Source organism: Streptomyces sp. CBMA123 (genome assembly GCF_014596465.1).
GTDB lineage: Bacteria > Actinomycetota > Actinomycetes > Streptomycetales > Streptomycetaceae > Kitasatospora.
Map to the genome: position 1 here is coordinate 1 of NZ_MECK01000179.1, position 18889 is coordinate 18889.

The 18889-nt window shown below is 73.7% G+C and carries 15 protein-coding genes and 1 pseudogene; 6 read left to right on the top strand and 10 right to left on the bottom strand.

The window, feature by feature from the left end; genetic code table 11:
- The 5 genes and pseudogenes from BG452_RS20595 to BG452_RS20615 form a co-directional block, all read right to left on the bottom strand.
- Positions 1–187 (bottom strand): annotated as a pseudogene (locus tag BG452_RS20595) (hypothetical protein); the annotation flags it as partial.
- 245 nt (positions 188–432) lie between these two features.
- Entirely contained in the window at positions 433–1380 is a 948-nt protein-coding gene (locus BG452_RS20600) for a pyridoxamine 5'-phosphate oxidase family protein (protein WP_317621148.1), read from the bottom strand.
- Positions 1381–1383: 3 nt separating this feature from the next.
- A complete protein-coding gene (locus tag BG452_RS20605) occupies positions 1384–1854 on the bottom strand; it encodes a VOC family protein (protein ID WP_188305809.1) in 471 nt (156 codons plus the stop codon).
- 184 nt (positions 1855–2038) lie between these two features.
- Positions 2039–3076, bottom strand: coding sequence for a hypothetical protein (locus BG452_RS20610; protein ID WP_188305810.1), 1038 nt, complete (start codon positions 3074–3076; stop codon positions 2039–2041).
- A gap of 301 nt (positions 3077–3377) precedes the next feature.
- Positions 3378–5555: a protease pro-enzyme activation domain-containing protein gene (locus BG452_RS20615; RefSeq protein WP_188305811.1), complete on the bottom strand. Its 2178-nt coding sequence runs from the start codon at positions 5553–5555 to the stop codon at positions 3378–3380.
- A gap of 260 nt (positions 5556–5815) precedes the next feature.
- Between BG452_RS20615 and BG452_RS20620 the strand changes: the two genes are divergently transcribed.
- On the top strand, positions 5816–6382 hold the full coding sequence (locus tag BG452_RS20620) for a CGNR zinc finger domain-containing protein (RefSeq protein ID WP_188305812.1): 567 nt from the start codon (positions 5816–5818) through the stop codon (positions 6380–6382).
- 74 nt (positions 6383–6456) lie between these two features.
- Here BG452_RS20620 and BG452_RS20625 read toward each other — a convergent pair whose 3' ends face one another.
- The 3 genes from BG452_RS20625 to BG452_RS20635 form a co-directional block, all read right to left on the bottom strand.
- Positions 6457–7953 carry an FAD-dependent monooxygenase gene (locus BG452_RS20625; protein WP_188305813.1) on the bottom strand — a complete coding sequence of 499 codons (1497 nt, stop codon included), beginning with the start codon at positions 7951–7953 and terminating at the stop codon, positions 6457–6459.
- Between the two features lie 167 nt (positions 7954–8120).
- Positions 8121–9821, bottom strand: a complete 1701-nt coding sequence (paaN, locus tag BG452_RS20630; RefSeq protein ID WP_188305814.1) for a phenylacetic acid degradation protein PaaN — start codon at positions 9819–9821, stop codon at positions 8121–8123.
- Positions 9822–9989: 168 nt separating this feature from the next.
- The gene (locus BG452_RS20635) at positions 9990–11258 is read right to left on the bottom strand and encodes a glycosyltransferase family 39 protein (RefSeq protein ID WP_188305815.1); all 1269 of its coding nucleotides are present in this window, start codon (positions 11256–11258) and stop codon (positions 9990–9992) included.
- A 186-nt stretch (positions 11259–11444) separates the two neighbouring features.
- On the opposite strand from BG452_RS20635, the gene BG452_RS20640 reads away from it, so the two are divergent.
- Positions 11445–12029, top strand: a complete 585-nt coding sequence (locus BG452_RS20640; protein WP_188305816.1) for a TetR/AcrR family transcriptional regulator — start codon at positions 11445–11447, stop codon at positions 12027–12029.
- A gap of 55 nt (positions 12030–12084) precedes the next feature.
- Here BG452_RS20640 and BG452_RS20645 read toward each other — a convergent pair whose 3' ends face one another.
- Complete coding sequence (locus BG452_RS20645) at positions 12085–12531, bottom strand: Lrp/AsnC family transcriptional regulator (protein WP_188305817.1); 447 nt, start codon at positions 12529–12531, stop codon at positions 12085–12087.
- 164 nt (positions 12532–12695) lie between these two features.
- On the opposite strand from BG452_RS20645, the gene pdhA reads away from it, so the two are divergent.
- From pdhA to BG452_RS20665, 4 genes are all read left to right on the top strand, one after another.
- Positions 12696–13835: a pyruvate dehydrogenase (acetyl-transferring) E1 component subunit alpha gene (pdhA, locus tag BG452_RS20650; RefSeq protein WP_411292980.1), complete on the top strand. Its 1140-nt coding sequence runs from the start codon at positions 12696–12698 to the stop codon at positions 13833–13835.
- Positions 13835–14881, top strand: a complete 1047-nt coding sequence (locus BG452_RS20655) for an alpha-ketoacid dehydrogenase subunit beta (protein WP_188305818.1) — start codon at positions 13835–13837, stop codon at positions 14879–14881. The genes pdhA and BG452_RS20655 overlap by 1 nt, the downstream gene beginning before the upstream one ends.
- Before the next feature lie 5 nt (positions 14882–14886).
- Complete coding sequence (locus BG452_RS20660; protein WP_188305851.1) at positions 14887–16269, top strand: dihydrolipoamide acetyltransferase family protein; 1383 nt, start codon at positions 14887–14889, stop codon at positions 16267–16269.
- Positions 16270–16513: 244 nt separating this feature from the next.
- Entirely contained in the window at positions 16514–18199 is a 1686-nt protein-coding gene (locus BG452_RS20665) for a globin domain-containing protein (RefSeq protein ID WP_317621149.1), read from the top strand.
- A gap of 23 nt (positions 18200–18222) precedes the next feature.
- On the opposite strand, the gene BG452_RS20670 is transcribed toward BG452_RS20665, so the two are convergent.
- Complete coding sequence (locus BG452_RS20670) at positions 18223–18792, bottom strand: NUDIX domain-containing protein (RefSeq protein WP_188305819.1); 570 nt, start codon at positions 18790–18792, stop codon at positions 18223–18225.
- Positions 18793–18889: the final 97 nt, after the last annotated feature.

Below are 18889 nucleotides of genomic sequence, written 5' to 3' on the forward strand. Positions count from 1 at the left end.
CCACGGCGGCCATCAGGACGGCGGCCCGGCGGCGGACGGAGCGGGCCGCGGCGTGACCGCCTTCGTGGACCGGGGCGGCGTGCAGCCGGGCGCGGCGGCGGGCGCGACAGCCCCCGCATATGCAGTCCTCCTCCGGTTCGACCTCGTCGAACTCCATCAGCGGGGACAGCGGGTCGGTCAGGGTCATGCTCCGCCTCTTTCCTGCGGTCCGTCCCGGTCGGCGCCTGACGGCGGGACAGGAGTGGCCTTCCCGGACAGACCGCGTGTCATGGGGCCAAAGTCCCAGTGCGGGCGGGCTGCGGCGCGGCGGATTGCGCCGGACGGGTGAGGACCCTCCCCCAGCCTTCGGCCGGGAGGTGCCTCCGGGCCGCAGGGCCCGACTGGGGGAGTTCGACGACGGACCCTGGGGCGGGTGCGGACGCTGAGTCTGGGTCAGCGCGGATTGGCGGGTGAGTACTCGGGATCGGTCCAGGTGAGCGGGGTGGCGTCGGCGAGTTCACGGACGCCGGTGACGGTCAGTTCGACCATCCGCTCGGCACCGGGGGCGGACCGTCGGGCCTCCTCGGACCAGTCGGTGCGGGCCTCGCCGGTGACCAGCAGCGCCCCGCCGGTCTCCCAGTCGGGCAGCAGCAGCCCGGCCCGTGGGTCCAGCTCCAGGTTCCCGAGGGTCAGGAACATGCTGTTGCCCCGGTACTCGGGCCAGCGCAGCCGGTCCGGCGCCACCGCCTCCAGGAAGCCGGGGAAGCCGCCGCGGTGCGAGGCGTCCACCCGGCCGTCCGGGCCGGCGGTGGCGATGAAGAAGGTGTCGGCGGTGGCCGCGGCCAGCCGCTGCGCGGTGGAGAGCACCGGGCCCGAGGCGACCGTGCGGGGCGCGCCGGCGCCCGGGCGGTCCAACGGGGTACGGCGCTGGATGTACTTCGGGCAGTTGGACACCACCTCCTCGGCGTGGACCACCAGCCCGCCCCGGCCGTCCGGGGTCGAGCGGCCGTTGAGCCGCATCCGGCGGCGGCCGGCCGGGTCCAGGGCGATGGTGCCGAGCTGGGCCGGGCGGGCCAGCGCCTCGGCCAGCGGATCGGCCTCGGCCGGGTGGGCGGCGACCGTCATGGTGCGCTCGTCGGGGGCCTGGAGGAAGCCGGCCGGGCCGGAGAGCTGGGTGGCCCAGACCCGGCCGTCCCGGTCGGCGGCGCCGGCCACCAGCATCCGCCGCTCGGTCAGGAAGCGGGCGGCCACCGCCGGGACGGTGTCGCGGATCGACCGGCCGGCGTGGTCGGCGCGGTCGGTCACTCCGGCGCGGGCCTGGGCGGTCCGCTCGCCGGGGTGGTAGGGGGTGCGGGTGGTGATCATGGTGTGCTCCGGGTCGGTCTGGGGCGTGTCGGACACGTCCTAGAAGAAGCCGCAGGTCGGGGCATCGGTGTGGGGGGCTTCGGTGTCGGTCGCGTCCACTCCGGTGCGGGTGTAGACCTCCAGCCGGATGCCGTCCGGGTCGCTGAAGAAGATGCCGCCGGAGGCGGAGCCCTCGCCGTGCGGGACGACGCCGTCGTAGGCGAACTCGGCGCCCAGTCCGCGCAGCAGCTCCTCGGTGGCGCGGACCTCGTCGAGGCTCTCCACCTCGAAGGAGAGGTGGTGCAGGCCGGGGGTGGCGGTGGAGAAGGTGCCGGCGCTCTGCTGCCAGAGGGTGAGCACCAGGCGGCCGTCGCGGCCGAGCATGGCGTAGCGGCGCTCGGGGTCGGTGCCCTGGTGGGTGAGCTGGAGGCCGAGGACGGCGCGGTAGAAGTCGGTCGAGCGGCTGAGGTCGGTGACGTTCAGGCCCACGTGGCCGGTCTGCAGGGCGCGGAGCGCGGTGGTGCTGGACATGCCTGGTCACTCCCGGGGCTGGGGCTTCCGGCGAGGCTGCTGCCTAACCGATGCTCAAGAGATTAGGGGTTAGGTGATGAGGCGTCAACCAGTACTCTGGACCGTAGGGGTTAGGTAAACGCGGGAGCCCCGCCGGACCTGGTGGTCCGACGGGGCTCCTGGAGCTTCGGGGGGAGGGGTGGCGTTACGGCCATTCCCAGCGGATGCCGATGTGGCCCGGCTGCTGGTCCGGGGCCAGGACGTGGGCGCTCGCCGAGGCGCCGATCCACAGCTGCTCGCGGCGGTGGTCGACGTCGGCGCCCGGCTCGCGGTCGTAGCGCTCGCAGTGCACCGGGACGGCCGCCGGGTCGAAGTGCACCTGGAGCACGTACTCGCGCACCGTGGTGGCGAAGCGGCGGCTGTACTCCATGGTCGGGCCGCCCGGCGGGATCTCCACCTCGTACTCGAAGACCGTGCTGTCGCCGAGTCCGAGCGGGCGGTCCAGCATCAGCTCGGCGACGGTCAGCCCGACCTCCGGGCGGCGGCGGACCCGGCCGAGCCGGCCGTGCCGCACCGAGGTGATCTCCGGGCAGCCGGTGGCCTCCTCGTCGGCCTTGTGCACGACCAGGCAGCGGCCGACGCCGCCGACCGTGGCGCGCACCACCTGGCGCATCCGCAGCAGGTTGGCGCGCCGCTCGGCATCCACGTAGTACGAGTCGTGGATGCTGAGCCGCTCCAGCTCGCCGGCCGGCGGGGCGTCCAGCTCGGCGAAGATCGAGGCGATCTCCAGCTCGCCCGGCCAGACGTCCTCCAGCCCGAGGTGGAGGGTGTTGGCGGCGGCGGCCCAGCGGCCGCGCGGGCGGGGCGGGCCGAGCAGCGAGGAGAGCGCGCTGTGCGGCAGGCCGAGCAGTTCCTCCAGCAGGTGGACGGCGCGCAGCGAGCTGGCCCGCTCGGGCTGGCTGCGGCCGCGGCGCCAGTAACTCAGCGTCGTGACACTGACCCTGACGCCACGTTGGGCGAGGGCGGCGCGGATCCGGTCCAGGCTGAGGCCGCTGGCCTCGATCGCCTGGTGCAGGGCGTCCGCGAAGCCTCCGGCCGAGGTGGGGCGGCCGGCGGAGGGTGCGGGGGCCGCCGGGGCCGGAAGAGGGTTCGAGGTGGGCGTCGGGACGGGCGGGTCGGGGCGCTCCGTACGCGATCCGACCAGCCGCAGCCGCGCGGGGTCCTGAGGTTGCTGTGCGGCCATGCGGTGACCCTCCCCGCCAGGTGACTTCGGTGGCGCCGCTCCGGCGCCGGGGCGCGCCGCCAGCGGCTTCACCGAGCTTTGGGGAACCCTATGCACGGTCGAGAGGCTACGTCATCAGTCGCGCGTATGACAGTGGTCACGACAGGTGAACCGGATGGTTATCGATCTTGAAACAGTCCGGAAACACGGCCGGAACGCGCCCCTCGGGGGAGGGGTGCGAACCGGGCGGAACGGACACCGCCGGGGCGGGCCTTCGCGGCGCCGCCCCGGCGGGGGACTGGGTGGTGCTACCGGCCGGTGATCACTTGACGTTCAGCGCGACGTCGTCGATCACGAAGCTGGTCTGGTTGGAGCCGTCCTCGGTGCCGGTGAACGTGAGCGTCACGCTCTGGCCGGCGAAGGAGGTCAGGTCCAGGGTCTGCTGCACGTAGCCGGCGGCCGCGTCCGCGTTGGACCAGGTCTTCAGCGTGGTGCTGCCGGCCTTCAGGGTCAGCTTGTCGTACGCGGTGCCACCGGTCTCCGCGGTGTCGATGTGCAGCGCGAAGGTGAGGGTCGCGGAGGCGCAGCCGGCCGGGACCGAGACGGTCTGCGACAGGGTGTCGGTGTGGGTGCTGCCGTAGCCGTCCAGGTAGGCCTTCCAGCTGCCGCTGTGGGCGGGCTCGGAGGTGCCGTTGTCGATCACGCCGGAGCTGGCCGTCCAGGGCGCGGCCGTGCCGGTCTCGAAGCCGCCGTTGCCGATCAGCTGGGCGGCGGTGCAGCCGGTGGCGGGCGGCGGGGTGGTGCCGCCGCCGGTGCCGGTGCTGCCGCCGAGCAGGGCGGTGGTCAGGGCGTCGGCGACCGGGCTGCCCCAGCCGGTGACCTGGTCGTAGCCGGTCTTGGCGGAGTAGTCCTGGTTGGCGCCGCTGGTCACGTCGTGGAAGGCGCTGCCGTAGCCGGCGCCGTTCGCGACCGCGTACAGCCGCGGGCTCGCCTCGCCGAGGGCGGGCTGCCCGGCGGCCTTGGCCTTCTGGTTGAACTGGGCGGCGTAGCCGGCCCACAGCGGCGCGGCCGCGCTGGTGCCGCCGTAGACGTCCCAGGCGCCGCCGCTGTAGATCGCGAAGCCGCTCTGCGGGTCGGCGTTGGAGGCGACGTCCGGGACGGTGCGCATGGTGCCGCTGATGCCGGTGCCGGTCTGCCAGCTCGGCTTGCCGAACACGGTGGAGACGCCGCCGCCGGCGGTGCTCCAGGCGCTCTCCGAGGAGTAGCCGTTGCCGCCGGTGACCTGGAGCTTGGTGCCGCCGACCCCGGTCTGGTGCGGGCTGGAGGCCGGGAAGTCGACCGAGGTGACGCTCGCACCGCTGGCCGAGCGGGTGCAGTCCTTCGAGCCGTCGTCGCCGGAGGCGGAGAAGACGGAGATGCCCTCGGCGGCGGCCTGCTTGAAGGCGTTGTCGACGGCCGTCATCGAGGAGGCGGTGGTGTCCGGCTCGCAGGTGCCCCAGGAGATCGAGATGACCGAGACCTTGTCGTCGGCCACGATCTTGTTGGCCATGTCGATCTCGCCCTGGTCGCTGTTGGGCGCCTCGTAGAGCAGCTGGGTGGCCTTGGGGGCCGCGCCGCGGACGATCTCGCTGTCCAGCTCGACCTCGCCCTCGCCCTGGCCGGGCGAGGAGTCGTAGCCGGCGCCGTCCACCGAGACGGTGGAGACGGCCGGGCCGGTCAGGCCGTACTGGGCGTCGTAGGTGGTCAGGTCCGAGGACTTGTAGCCGTCGAACTCCCAGAGGGCGACCGTGGTGCCGGTGCCGTCGGCGCCGGTCTTGTCCAGGTTGTAGGCGCCCTGGTACTGGGCCGGGGTCATGCCGGTCGGGGTGGCGGTGGCGGCGTTCGGCGCCACCGAGTTCGGCTTGGCGATCCGGCCCTTGCGCACCGCGTGGTTGTCAAGACCGCTCAGGCCCTGGACCACGGAGGCCAGTTCGGCGGGGATCGAGGCGGCGGCGTCGTTGGCGAAGAACGCGCGGTTCAGCTGCGGGTCCAGGTAGGAGCTCTCGTGGGTGCCGAAGGCCTGCGAGATCTGCGCGGCGGTGCCGTGGGCGTTGACCACCTGGCGGTTGGCGCTGACGTCGCCGACGGTCAGGCCCTGGGTGGCCAGGTAGGCCTTGACCTGGTCGACGGACTGCTGGGTGGGCGCGAACCGGGCGCTGAACTGCTCCGGCGTCAGGTACTTGCCGAACTCCGGCGTGCCGGGCGTGGTGACGGCGGTGAGGAAGCGGTCCAGCTGGTCGGTGTTGCGCAGCTTCAGGCTGACGGCCACCGAGATCTGCTGCTCGGCCGGGACGTCACCCTTCTTCTCCGAGTGGGCCACCGCGGGGTTCACGGTGTTCGGCAGGGCGACGCGCGGGGCCGCGTGGGGGGTGGCGGCCTGCGCGGTGGAGACGCCGAGCGAGACGGCGGTCAGCGGCAGGACGGCTATCGCCGCGGCGAGGGCGAGGGAACGGGGGCGCAACGGATCCTCCTCCGGCCGGCTGTGGGGAGCCGGCAAGGGGCAAGGCGCTCCGAGGGGTTCGGGAACGCTGGCTAGAACATGTCAGAGCGGATCGGCGCGGTGGATCATGGTCGGGTAATTCGTTGCTAAAAAACAGTCAACTGTGGAGGCGTGGAAAGCCGGGGATTCCATACAGTGAATGGCCGGAATTACGGCGACGGTCCATACCAATTCGCCGTGCCGGGGCCGGACGTAGAATCGGACCGAGCCGAGGGAGGGCCATGACTGACGTGACACCGGACCCGAGGGACCACCGGCCGCTGCTCGGCGAGCCGACGGCGCTCGACCTGCTGAACACCCGCTGGTCCGGCACGCCCGTCAACGACGCGCTCACCGACGTCGAGCAGTACGGGATCTGGCTCTCCTCCAACGGGCTGAGCGGCCGCTGCACGGCCGACGAGGCCGGGCTGGCGGCGATCCGGCAGACCCGTGAGGCGATCCTGCTGGCCGCCCAGGAGGCCCGCGAGCAGGGCGAGTTGAGCGAGGCCGGGCGGGCCGGGCTGGACGCGGTCCTGGCGTACGGGCGGATCCGGCGGACGGCCGGGCCGGGCGGGGCCGAGGACCGGATCGAGGCCGACCGGCCGGAGTGGCTGGCGCCCTGGCTGGCGGCGGACGACTTCCTCGGGCTGCTCGGGCAAGGCGCCCACCGGGTGAAGCAGTGCGCACACGAGGCGTGCATTCTGCATTTCTTCGACGCCTCGCAGAACGGTCGCCGGCGGTGGTGCCGGATGGCGGTCTGCGGGAATCGGGCGAAGGCGGCGCGGCACTACGTGAAGGCGCGGGGTTAACCGATGACCGAACGAAAGGTCGGCGGACGGGCCGTCCCCGCGCCCCTTCCGGAGCGCGGGGACGGGCGGGCCGGTCAGCCCTCGGCGGGGGCGCCCAGCCAGTTGGTGAGGGCCTCGCGCAGTTCGCCCTGGCCGGGGTCGACGGCGCCCCAGGCGACGTAGCCGTCCGGGCGGATCAGCAGCACGGTGTCGGCCAGCTTGCCGTGCGGGTCGGCCGGGGCGGCCGAGACCAGGCGGTCCGCCCAGGGCGCGGTGGCGGTCAGCTCGTCATTGCTGACCAGCACGAACTTCCCGGCGCGTAGCGCCTCGTAGAGCCGCTCGGGGCCGGCCGTCTCGCCGTCCGCGGGCTTGCTGAGGGCGGTCAGCCGCAGGTCCGGGACGCGCTTGCCGACCTGCGGGTGGGCGCCCTTGGGGGCCGGGTAGGAGATCTCGATGCCGGAGACCATCCGGGCGCCGCGCTCGGTGAGCAGGTCCAGGTGGCCGCCGATCGCGGTGAGCGCCCCGCGCAGGGCGCGGGTGGGGGCGGACTCGGCGAGGGCGATCCGGATCAGGGCGCCGGAGGTGCGCAGCACCGCCTTGCCGACCGGGTGCCGCTCGGTCTGGTAGGTGTCCAGCAGCGCGTCGGTGGCCCGGCCCCGGAGGGCGGCGGCGAGCTTCCAGGAGAGGTTGGCGGCGTCCTGGAGGCCGGTGTTCATGCCCTGGCCGCCGGCCGGGGAGTGGCAGTGGGCGGCGTCGCCGGCCAGGAAGACCCGGCCGGAGCGGTAGTTGGGGGCCTGGCGCTCGTCGCTGTGGAAGGTGGAGCTCCACCGCACGTCGTGCAGGCCGTAGTCCTCGCCCTGGGTGGCCCGGACGATCGCGGTGAGCTGCTCGGGGGTGGGGGTGGCGCCGTCCGGGTACTGCTCGTTGCGGTCCCAGGCGATCACCCGGTACCAGCCGTCGCCGAACGGGGCGACGAAGGAGAAGCCGCTCTTGTTGGCGCCCACGGCGATCGCGTCGGCGGGCTCCCGCTCCAGCCGGACGTCGGCCAGGATCACCGAGTCGACCACGGACTCGCCGGGGAAGGGGATGCCGAGCAGCTCGCGGACGGCGGAGCGGACGCCGTCGGTGCCGACCGCGTAGCGGGCCCGGTGCTCCTGCCCGTCGCCGGTCTCCAGGGTGACGCCCTCGGCGTCCTGGCGCAGCCCGGTGACCTCGGCGCCGCGCAGGACGGTGGCGCCGGCCCGCTCGGCGCGCTCCTGGAGCACCCGTTCGACGTTGTACTGCGGGGTGATCAGCACGAACGGGAAGCGGCTGGGCAGGGTGCTGAGGTCGATGCCGACCTTGTTCAGCATCCTCAGCCCGCTGAGCGGGCGGCCGGTGGCGATGAGTTCCTCGGCCAGGCCCCGGGCGTCCAGCAGTTCCAGGGTGCGGGCGTGCACGGCGAAGGCCCGGGTCAGATTGGACTCGGTGGTGCGCTTCTCCAGGACGGTGACGCCGACCCCGGCGGCGGCGAGGTCGCCGGCCAGCAGCAGTCCGGTCGGTCCGGCGCCGACGATGATCACGTCGGTTTCGGTCGTCGGCTTCACGGCCATGTATCAGCTCCCGTTGTTCGGAGGGCGGTTGGACGCCGTTTCCGGCGCTCTCCCAGCCTCCATCATCGCGGGCGCGGGTGGAGCTGTGAACCGCCGGTCCCCCGGTGGCCGTCGGCCGCCGGGGGACACGGGGGTTTCGGGGGGCCGGCGGGCCCGGTCGGGCCGGCTCAGCCGTGGCGGCGGATCTCCACCGTGCGGAACCGGTTGGCGACGAAGGCGCCGTCGCAGTAGGCCGAGTTGGCGGCCGGGTTGGCGCCGGTGCCGTGCAGGTCGGAGAAGGCGGCGGTCTGGTTGGGGTAGACGCCGCCGGTGAGGTTGAGCGACAGCGAGACGCCGGAGTCCAGCGCGGCCTCGACCAGCAGGGCCTCCACCTCGGGGGAGGTGGTGTAGCCGGAGGCCGTCATGGCGCCCTTCTCGCGGACCGTGGTGCGCAGCAGCTCCACGGCGGCGGCGGCGGACTCGACGGCGACGGCGAAGGAGACCGGGCCGAAGCACTCGGTGCGGAACACCGAGCGGTCGTCCGGCTTGTCGGCGTCCAGCTTGACCAGCGCCGGGGTGCGGAGCGTGGCGCCGGGGAAGTCCGGCGAGACCACCGCGCGCGGGGCGAGGGCGAGTTCGCCGTACTCGCCGCCGGCCGCGGCGGCCGAGCGCTGCAGCACGCCCGGGTTGACCACGGCGCCGAGGATGGCGGCGGCCCGGGCGTCGTCGGAGAGCAGGCCCTCGATGGCGGCGGCGAGGTCGGCGACCACCTGGTCGAAGGACTTGTCGCCCTGGTCGGTGCCGATGCCGCCGCGCGGGATCAGCAGGTTCTGCGGGGTGGTGCACATCTGGCCGGTGTAGAGGGAGAGTGCGAAGGCCAGGTTGCCCAGCATGCCCTTGTAGTCGTCGGTGGAGTCGATCACCACCGCGTTCACGCCGGCCTTCTCGGTGTAGACCTGGGCCTGCTTCGCGTGCTCCTCCAGCCAGTCGCCGAAGGTGGTGGAGCCGGTGTAGTCGATCATCTTGATCTCGGGCCGTACGGCGAGCGTCTGGGCGACGGTGCCGCCCTCGTGCTCGGCGGCCAGGCAGACCAGGTTGGCGTCGAAGCCGGCTTCGGCGAGCACCTCGCGGGCGATCGCGACGGTCAGCGCGAGCGGCAGCACGGCCCTCGGGTGCGGCTTGACCAGCACCGGGTTGCCGGTGGCCAGCGAGGCGAACAGGCCGGGGTAGCCGTTCCAGGTGGGGAAGGTGTTGCAGCCGATCAGCAGGGCGAGGCCGCGCGGGACGACGGTGAACTGCTTGGTCATGACCAGCGGCTCGCGCTTGCCCTGGGGCTTGGTCCAGCCGGCCTGCTCGGGCAGCCGGGTCTGCTCGGCGTACGCGTAGGTGACGGCCTCCAGGCCGCGGTCCTGGGCGTGCGGGCCGCCGGCTTGGAAGGCCATGCCGTAGGCCTGGCCGGTGGTGTGCATGACGGCCTGGGCGAACTCGTGCGAGCGGGCGTTGATCCGGTGCAGGATCTCCAGGCAGACGGCGGCGCGCTGCAGCGGCGAGGCGGCGGCCCAGCCGGGCCGGGCGGCGCTCAGCGCGGCGATCAGCGCGTCCGGCGCGGCGTGCGGGTACGTGATGCCCAGCTCGATGCCGTACGGGGAGGCCTCGCCGCCGACCTGGTCGCCGTCGCCGGGGTGGCCGTCGAGGACGAAGGGCTTGCCGAGCAGCGCGTCGAACGCGGCCTTGCCGTCCGCCGGGCCGCTCTCGCCGTAGGCCTTCGGGAACTCGGGGTACGGGGACCAGTAGTCGCGCTTCGCGGCGGCGGCGAGCGCGGCGTCCAGGGTGGCCTGGTGGCGCTCGACCAGCTCGCCGACGAAGGGGTGGGTGACCGCTGCGGACATCTGTGCGCTCCTCAGGGGGGAGGACGGGACACGTCACAGGGTAACCGAACGATCGGTCGGCTCAAGAGGGTGCAGGGAACGGATTCCGGCCGGGGCGAGGGGGCGCGGAAAACGAAAGGGGGCGCGTCCTCGGTGGACGCGCCCCTCTGCGGGCTTCGGAGTGCTGGTCTACGGCACGCCGAGCTCGAAGATCACGTACCCGGCGTACCAGCCCGAGGCGATCGCGCCCGTCCCCAGTACCGTCGCCAGCACCGGCCAGCTGAGCTTGCGCATCCCCACCGCCAGCGCGATGAACAGCGGGAACGCCGGCAGCAGGTAGCGCGAGACGTTGCCGAAGATGCCCAGGCTGCCGAGCACCGAGACGATCGTGGCCAGGGTGTAGGCGGTCAGCACCAGCGGCGGGCGCAGCCGCACCAGCAGCACGATCAGCACCGGCAGGCTGAACACGATCAGGGTGGCCAGCAGATCCGGCACCGGGAAGGCGAACGGGTAGTCGCTGCGGCCCAGCAGTACCCCGCGGATCGCCTGCCAGGTGCCCTGGCCGCCGTCGAAGTAGTGCAGCCAGGCGTCGTGCTGGATCCGGAAGTAGCCGCCCCACTCGCCGGTCCGCCAGCCCACCCAGGCCACGTAGCCGAGCAGGCCCAGCGGGGCCAGCAGCATCGCGGCCAGCGGGCGCAGCACGCCGCTCTCCCGGCGGTACAGCTCGACCAGCGCGGCCAGGCCGACGGCGCCGATCAGCGCCGCCGCGGTCGGCCGGTTGAGCCCGGCGACCAGGGTGACCGCCCCGGCCGCGACCCACTGCTTGGTCATCACGAAGTAGCAGGCCCAGGCGGCCAGCGCGACGAACAGCGAGTCCGAGTAGATCGCCCACTCGGCGCCCGAACCCGGGGCGATCGCCCAGATCCCGGCCGCGATCACGCCCGCCTTCGCGTGGCCGGACAGCTTCTCCACCACGGCGTAGATCCCGGCGGCGGCGAACAGCGAGGCCAGCACCGAGACCAGCATCCCGGCGCCGTACAGGCCGAGGCCGGTGACGTCCGAGGTCAGCCGCATCATGCCGGGGTAGAGCGGGAAGAAGGCGGCCGAGTTCTGCTCGATGGTGAAGCCGGGCTGGCCGCCCGGGATCGGGATCAGCGCCGGGTGGTAGCCGAACTGGGCGACCTGCTGGTACCACCAGCCGTCCCAGCTGGCCGGCACGTCCCAGGGGTTGGCGCCGCCGCCGAACCGGGCCGGCTTCTTGGCGTAGTCGCCGGCGAAGGAGAGCAGCTTCATGAAGACGGTGAAGCCGACCAGCTTGAGCACCGCGTAGCACCACACGGCCGGGCCGAACCGCACCACCAGTGCCCGGGCGCGCTCCTGCCAGGTGCGCGGGGCGCCCGCCGGCTCCCCGCTGCGCTGGTCGGGCACGTCGGAGGAGACTGCCGGTATTGCGTTCATCAGCTGCGAACCCCAGGCTGCTGGACGTGGACGATCGTCCGCCGAGTCTAGGGCCTGGCCTCCGCGGCTGGTGTGGACCAGCTGGACCCGATCGCGTACGCCGTGGGCGGGCGGACCCGATCGCGTACGCCGTGGGCGGGCGGACCCGATCGCGTATGCCGTGGGGCGGCCGGGGATACTCGGAGGATGGCCGATCACACCACGCGCACCGCCTACACCGTCGAGTCACTGCTCGCGGTGACCGTCGACGTGTTCAACGAGCGCGGATACGACGGCACCTCGATGGAGGATCTCTCCCGGGCGGCGGGGATCTCCAAGTCCTCGATCTACCACCACGTCCGCGGCAAGGAGGAGCTGCTGCGGCTGGCCGTCGGGCGGGCGCTGGACGGGCTGTTCGCGATCCTGGCCGAGCCGGCCGCGGTGACCGGCCCGGCGGTGGAGCGGCTGGAGCACGTGGTGCGGCGCACCGCGGAGGTGCTGCTGGCGGAGCTGCCGTACGTGACGCTGCTGCTGCGGGTGCGCGGCAACACGGCCACCGAGCTGTGGGCGCTGGAGCGTCGGCGGGACTTCGACCACCAGGTGGCGGAGCTGGTGCGGGCGGCCGTCGCGGACGGCGCGCTGCGCGGGGACGTGGAGCCGCGGCTGGCCACCCGGCTGCTGTTCGGGATGATCAACTCGATCGTGGAGTGGTACCGGCCGGGGCTGAAGGCGGCCGACGGGGTCGCGGACGCCGTGGTGCACCTGGCCTTCGACGGGTTGCGGGCCCGGTAGGCGGTCGGTCCGGCGGGCGGGCGGTCGGTCCGGCGGGCGGCCGGGCCGGGGGCGGCTAGTCCGGGGGGACCTGGTCGGTCTCCTCGAACACCAGCATGGTCTGGGTGCCGAGCACCTGCGGGATGGACTGGATGCGGTTGAGCACCAGCTCCCGCAGGGCGTGGTTGTCGGCCGTGTGCACCAGCAGCAGGACGTCGAAGTCCCCGCCGACCAGGGCGATGTGGGCGACCCCGGGCAGTGCCAGCAACTGCTCCCGCACGGTGCGCCAGGAGTTCTGCACGATCTTCAGCGTGATGTACGCGGACGCGCCCTGACCTGCCCGTTCGTGGTCCACCCGGGCGGTGAAGCCGCGGATGATGCCGTCCTCGACCATCCTGGAGATCCGGGCGTACGCATTGGCCCGGGACACGTGCACCCGCTCGGCCACCGAGCGGATCGAGGCGCGGCCGTCCTGCTGCAGCAGCCGCAGGATCGACCGGTCGACCCGATCGAGTCTGGACATCTGTTCAGCCGACATGACCCCCCACCCTCGCCGATTGGACACACTGCCACCAGTCGACCGCCACCCGGGCCGAATGTCCACCACCTTGTCACGCTTCTGGTCAAGATGAACAGACGACCGAACAATCGGTAGGGAGCCCCCGCCACCCATGGAGGTGCCCCGAGATGACCGTTCTCGACCACAGACACCACACCGGAGTGCCCGGCTGGATGCCCGGGGCGACCGCCCCGCGCACCGATCCGGCCCCGCTCCTCCCGGACGTCTCCCCCGTCCGGGTGCTCGGCACCCCCGCGCTGGAGAAGTACGACCCGGCGCTGCTGCGCGAGCTCTACCGGCGACTCGTCGTCGGCCGCCGCTACAACCAGCAGGCCACCACCCTGACCAAGCAGGGCCGGCTCGCCGTCTACCCGGCCTCCACCGGGCAGGAGGCCTGCCAGGTCGCCGCCGCCCTGGTGCTCGGCGAGGACGACTGGCTGTTCCCCAGCTACCGCGACACCCTCGCGGTGGTCTCCCGCGGCGTCGACCCGCTGGAGGCGCTGACCCTGCTGCGCGGCGACGCCCACACCGGCTACGACCCCCGCGCCAGCCGGACCGCCCCGCTCTGCACCCCGCTCGGCACCCAGGCCCCGCACGCCGTCGGACTGGCCCACGCCGCCCGGCTGCGCGGCGAGCCGGTGGTCGCCCTCGCCCTGCTCGGCGACGGCGGCACCAGCGAGGGCGACTTCCACGAGGCGCTGAACTTCGCCGCCGTGCTGCGGGCGCCGGTCGTCTTCCTGGTGCAGAACAACGGCTACGCGATCTCCGTCCCGCTCAGCGCGCAGTCCGCCGCGCCCAGCCTCGCCCACAAGGCCGTCGGCTACGGCATGCCGGGCCGGCTGGTCGACGGCAACGACGCGCCCGCCGTGCACTCGGTGCTCACCGAGGCGGTCGAGCGCGCCCGCGGCGGCGACGGCCCGACCCTGGTCGAGGCGCTGACCTACCGGATCGAGGCCCACACCAACGCCGACGACGCCACCCGTTACCGCACCGAGCCCGAGGTGGACGCCTGGCGGGAGCACGACCCGATCCTGCTGATGGACCGCGCCCTGCGCGAACTGGGCATCCTGGATGACGAGTCGGTCCAGCGGGCGGCCGACGAGGCCGAGGCACTGGCAGCCCGGATGCGGGCCGAGTTCCACGCCGACCCGGAGCTGGACCCGATGGCCCTGTTCGCCCATGTCTACGCCGAGCCGACCCCGCAACTGCGGGAACAGGCAGCCCAGTTGGCAGCCGAGCTGGCCGCCGAAGCCGAGGTGCAGCACTGATGTCCACCGCCTCCCACCCGTCGCCCACCCCCACCCTTGGCGGCGCTGCTGCGCGGCACACCTCTGCTGTCCGCACCGCGTCGATGGCGCAGGCACTCAACTCCGCGCTGCGGGACGCCCTGCGGGAGGACCCGACCGTCCATGTGCTCGGCGAGGACGTCGGCGCGCTCGGCGGCGTCTTCCGGATCACCGACGGGCTCACCGCCGAGTTCGGCCCCGACCGCTGCCTGGACACCCCGCTCGCCGAGGCCGGCATCCTCGGCACCGCGATCGGCATGGCGATGTACGGGCTGCGCCCGGTGGTCGAGATGCAGTTCGACGCCTTCGCCTACCCGGCGCTGGAGCAGCTGTTCTCGCACGTCGCCAAGATGCGCAACCGCACGGCCGGCAAGCTCCCGCTGCCGATCACCGTGCGCATCCCGTACGGCGGCGGCATCGGCGGCGTCGAGCACCACAGCGACGCCTCCGAGGCCTACTACGCCAGCACCCCCGGCCTGCACGTGGTCACCCCCGGGACGGTCGCCGACGCCTACGGGCTGCTGCGCGCCTCGATCGCCTCCGACGACCCGGTGGTCTTCCTGGAGCCCAAGCGGCTCTACTGGGGCAAGGCCGGGTTCGACCCGACGGCGCCGGTCGAGCCGATCGGGAAGGCCGTCCTGCGGCGCACCGGCACCTCCGCCGTGCTGATCACCTACGGCCCCTCGCTGCCGGTCTGCCTGGAGGCGGCCGAGGCGGCGCAGGCCGAGGGCTGGGACCTCGCGGTGCTCGACCTGCGCACCCTGGTGCCCTTCGACGACGAGACCGTCACCCGGCTGGTGCGCTCGCTCGGGCGGGCCGTGGTGGTGCACGAGGCGAGCGGCTTCGGCGGCACCGGCGCGGAGATCGCCGCCCGGATCACCGAGCGCTGCTTCCACCACCTGGCCGCGCCCGTCCTGCGGGTCACCGGCTTCGACATCCCGTACCCGCCGCCGATGCTGGAGCACCACCACCTGCCCGGAGTGGACCGGATCCTGGACGCGGTCGCCCGGCTGCAGTGGGAGGACTGAGGATGATGCCCGTCGTACGGGAGTTCCGGCTGCCCGACCTCGGTGAGGGACTCACCGGGGCGGAGGTGGTGCGCTGGATGGTCGAGGTCGGCGAGGTGATCGCGGTCGACCAGCCGGTGGTGGAGGTGGAGACGGCCAAGGCCGTGGTGGAGGTGCCCTGCCCGTACGGCGGGGTGGTCACCGCGCGGTACGGCGCGGAGGGCGAGGAGATCGCCGTGGGCGCGCCGTTGGTGACGGTCGCGGTGGCTTCGGAGGGTTCCTCGGGGGGGTCCTCGGGGGGTGCTGCCGAGGTTCCGACCGCGCTGTCGGCGGAGGTCGAGCGGCCGTTGGTCGGATACGGGGTCGCCGAGAGCAAGGGCGGGCGGCGGCGTCGGGTGGGTGTTTCCGCTCCGGCTGCCGCTCCGGCGGCGGTCGCTGTCGCTCCTGCTGTGCCTGTTGTGCCTGCTGTGCCTGTCGCGCCTGCTGAGCCCGTCGCTCCTGCGGCTCCGGTCGTGGTGCCGGTGATCTCGCCGTTGGTGCGGCGGCTGGCCCGGGAGCAGGGGGTCGACCTGACCGCGCTCGCCGGGAGCGGGCCGGACGGGCTGATCATGCGGGCGGACGTCGAACGGGCGGTCGCGGCCAAGGTGGCCGCTCCGGTGGGTGCGGCTACGGTTCCGGGTGATGTCGCGGGTGCTGTCCCGGGTCTTGTGCCGGCCGGGGAGGACGGCGTCGTCCCGCTGCGCGGGCTGCGCAAGGCGGTGGCCGAGAAGCTCAGCCGCAGCCATCGGGAGATTCCCGCCGCGACCTGCTGGGTGGACGCGGACGCCACCGAACTGATGGCACTGCGGCGGCAGTTGAACGCCTCGCCGGGGCCGAAGGTGAGCGTGCTGGCGCTGCTCGCCCGGATCTGCACGGTGGCGCTGGCGCGCTTCCCCGAGCTCAACTCCAGTGTGACCGAGGACGGTTCGGGCATCATCCGGCATTCGGCGGTGCACCTGGGCTTCGCGGCGCAGGGGGAACGCGGACTGGTCGTCCCGGTGGTCCGGGACGCCCACACCCGCAGCACCGAGCAACTCGGCGAGGAGCTGGGCCGGTTGACCGAGGCGGCGCGCAGTGGATCGCTCACCCTGTCCGAACTGACCGGCGGCACCTTCACGTTGAACAACTACGGGGTGTTCGGCGTGGACGGCTCCACCCCGATCCTCAACCACCCCGAGGCGGCGATGCTCGGGGTCGGCCGGATCGTGGCCAAACCCTGGGTGCACGGTGGGGAGTTGGCGGTGCGCGAGGTGACCCAGCTGTCGTTCACCTTCGACCACCGGGTCTGCGACGGCGGGACGGCGGGCGGGTTCCTGCGGTTCGTGGCGGACTGCGTCGAACAGCCGGGAATGCTGCTGCGGCAGCTGTGAGCGGGCCGGAGCGGGACCGCTCCGAGCAGGGCGGGGTCGCCCTGGGTGTGCTGCTCGGCACTCAGGGCGACCACCGATCGAGTGAGAGTAGCGCGTTCCCGGGCCGGCCGTCCGGGCTTCGCGTGATTTGTCGGATGAGCAGTTCGGGCGTGCCACGCTGCCTAGGCATCAGCAGAGACCAGCCAGGTGGTGGCGCAGGTCGGCCGGAGGCGAAACGATTCTCTTGGGTACTCGAAACGCTGCGGTGAAGTCCCGCAGAACACTCCTGATCCGCACCGGGCACGGCTCGGCGCAGGCCGCCTCCGTGCCGGGCCTGCCGGCGGCCCCGCCGGTGCCGGCGGCGGACGACTTCCCGACCGGTCCGGTCCGGCCGGCCGCGCCTGACGCGCCGGTCGGGTCCGTTGCGGCGGTCGTGGCCGCGCCGGTCGTGACGGCCGGCGCGGAGCCCGTACGGCCGCCGATGCCGCTGGACCCGCCCGACCTGCCGCCGGTTCTCTCGCCGGTCGTGCCACCGGGCCTGCCGCCGGTCGTGCCGCCCCCGCCCACCGAGCCGCCGGCCGTCCCCGCGCCCAGCTACCCGGCGCCGCCCTCGACCACCGGCACCGCGCCCTCCTTCCAGCCGCTGTTCGCCGATGCCCCGAGCCTCAACTGGGCTGGCCCCGGCGACAGTTGGAGCGACGCCTGGGCGGCGCAGCCAGCCGCCCGGCCGCACCCGGCGCTACCGTCCGCCGCGCCGGTCCCCGGCCCGCAGCCGACCGTGGTGCCGATCGCCGCCGCATCCGGAGTCGAACTCCCGCTCACCGCACGGGACATCGAGCTGATCCGGGCCAGCCTCGCGGTGGTCGAGCCGGTCGCCGACCGGGCCACCGCGCACTTCTACGCCCTGCTCTTCCTGCACCACCCCGAGGTCCGCTCGCTCTTCCCCGCCGCCATGGACGTCCAGCGCGACCGGCTGTTCCGCGCCCTGCTGGCCGCGGCCCGCGGCGCCGAGGACCCGGCGGCGCTGCGCACCCGGCTGAGCGCGCTCGGCCGCGGCCACCGCCGCTACGGCACCCTGACCGGCCACTACGCCCCGGTGGGGGAGTGCCTGGTGCAGGCGCTGGCCCGGTACGCGGGCGGCCGCTGGGACGCCGAGACCGAACTGGCCTGGCGCCGCGCCTACCGGCTGATCTCCACCCTCATGATCGAGGCTGCCGAGGAGGCCGCCCGCACCTCGCCGCCCTGGTGGCAGGGCGAGGTGGTCGGGCACGAGCACCGCACCCGGGACGTCGCGGTGCTCACCGTCCGCCCGGACCAGGCCTACCCGTTCCGGGCCGGGCAGTACTGCAGCCTGGAGACGCCCTGGTGGCCGCGGGTCTGGCGGCACTACTCCTTCGCCTCCGCGCCCCGCCCGGACGGGCTGCTGTCCTTCCACGTCAAGGCCGTCCAGGCGGGCTGGGTGAGCAACGCGCTGGTGCACCGGGCCGCCCCCGGGGACGTGCTGCGGCTGGGCCCGGCGACCGGCTCGATGACCGTCGACCACACCGCCGGCACCGACCTGCTCTGCCTCGGCGGCGGCACCGGCATCGCGCCGATCCGTGCCCTGGTCGAGGAGGCGGCCGAGCACGGCCCGTCCGGGGGCAGCGTCGAGGTGTTCTACGGGGCCCGCCGCGCCGACGGCCTGTACGAGCTGGACGCGCTGCGCGAGCTGGCCGGGCGGCTGCCCTGGCTGACCGTACGGCCCGTGCTGTCCGGCACCGGTCCGGCCGAGGGCGTGCTGACCGGTGAACTGCCCGAGGTGGTGGGCCGGTTCGGCCCGTGGGATGGGCGGGAGGCGGTGCTCAGCGGCCCGCCCGCGATGGTCCGGCGGGGGGTCGGGGTGCTGCTGCGGGCGGGCCTGCCGGCCGAGCGGATCCGGCACGACCTGGTCGGCGAACTGGCGGCGGGATAGCGGCCGGGCCAGGGACGGGGGAATCAGCCGAGGTCGGGCGCGAGGAGCGCGCGGATGCCCTCGATGTTGGCCGCGAGGTACGCCCGCAGCCGGGGCGGGACGACGTTCACCGAGGTCACGCCCTCGCGGGTGAACGGCAGCCGGACCACCTCGTACTCGCCGTTCGGGTCCGTCACCTCGGGCCCGTGCCGCCGGCTGAGGTCCATCGAGGCCAGCCGGCAGACGAAGAAGTGCTGCACCTTGACCCCGTGCGGGTGCAGCAGGGTGCCGTCGTCCATGGGGGTCCCCCCGCCCGGAGGGTGGGGGAGGTTGTGGCTGATGGTGTCGACGAAGGCGGGCACCACGTCCACCACCTTGCCGCCGAGTTCCTCGTCCACCTCGCGGTGCAGCGCCTCGACCACCGTGCGGTCCTCGCGCTCGACCCCGCCGCCCGGGGTGATCCAGTACGGGTGCGGTGCCCCGGGCCGGACCCGCCGGATCAGCACGATCGAGGCCGGGCCGTGCGGGTCGTCCGGGTCCAGCTCCAGCAGGATCGCCCGCGCGGTCCGTTTGACCACCGGGCGCGGCGGCGGGGTTCGGTTGTCGGGGCCCATGGCGACCTCCGGGGCTGGAGCGTTGTGCGGGAGTCTCCCGCGCGGGGCCGGGGTCGAAACGCCGACCCGGTCGGTGCGTCCGTTCGGGGCCTCGCTG

What these genes read in the sequence shown, in the direction of transcription:
- BG452_RS20640 (WP_188305816.1), top strand. Translation starts at nt 11,445, where the DNA reads ATGGCCGATCACACCACGCGCACCGCCTACACCGTCGAGTCACTGCTC.
- BG452_RS20620 (WP_188305812.1), top strand. Translation starts at nt 5,816, where the DNA reads ATGACTGACGTGACACCGGACCCGAGGGACCACCGGCCGCTGCTCGGC.
- pdhA (WP_411292980.1), top strand. Translation starts at nt 12,696, where the DNA reads ATGACCGTTCTCGACCACAGACACCACACCGGAGTGCCCGGCTGGATG.
- BG452_RS20660 (WP_188305851.1), top strand. Translation starts at nt 14,887, where the DNA reads ATGCCCGTCGTACGGGAGTTCCGGCTGCCCGACCTCGGTGAGGGACTC.
- paaN (WP_188305814.1), bottom strand. Translation starts at nt 9,821, where the DNA reads ATGTCCGCAGCGGTCACCCACCCCTTCGTCGGCGAGCTGGTCGAGCGC.
- BG452_RS20635 (WP_188305815.1), bottom strand. Translation starts at nt 11,258, where the DNA reads ATGAACGCAATACCGGCAGTCTCCTCCGACGTGCCCGACCAGCGCAGC.
- BG452_RS20610 (WP_188305810.1), bottom strand. Translation starts at nt 3,076, where the DNA reads ATGGCCGCACAGCAACCTCAGGACCCCGCGCGGCTGCGGCTGGTCGGA.
- BG452_RS20655 (WP_188305818.1), top strand. Translation starts at nt 13,835, where the DNA reads ATGTCCACCGCCTCCCACCCGTCGCCCACCCCCACCCTTGGCGGCGCT.
- BG452_RS20645 (WP_188305817.1), bottom strand. Translation starts at nt 12,531, where the DNA reads ATGTCCAGACTCGATCGGGTCGACCGGTCGATCCTGCGGCTGCTGCAG.
- BG452_RS20670 (WP_188305819.1), bottom strand. Translation starts at nt 18,792, where the DNA reads ATGGGCCCCGACAACCGAACCCCGCCGCCGCGCCCGGTGGTCAAACGG.
- BG452_RS20625 (WP_188305813.1), bottom strand. Translation starts at nt 7,953, where the DNA reads ATGGCCGTGAAGCCGACGACCGAAACCGACGTGATCATCGTCGGCGCC.
- BG452_RS20605 (WP_188305809.1), bottom strand. Translation starts at nt 1,854, where the DNA reads ATGTCCAGCACCACCGCGCTCCGCGCCCTGCAGACCGGCCACGTGGGC.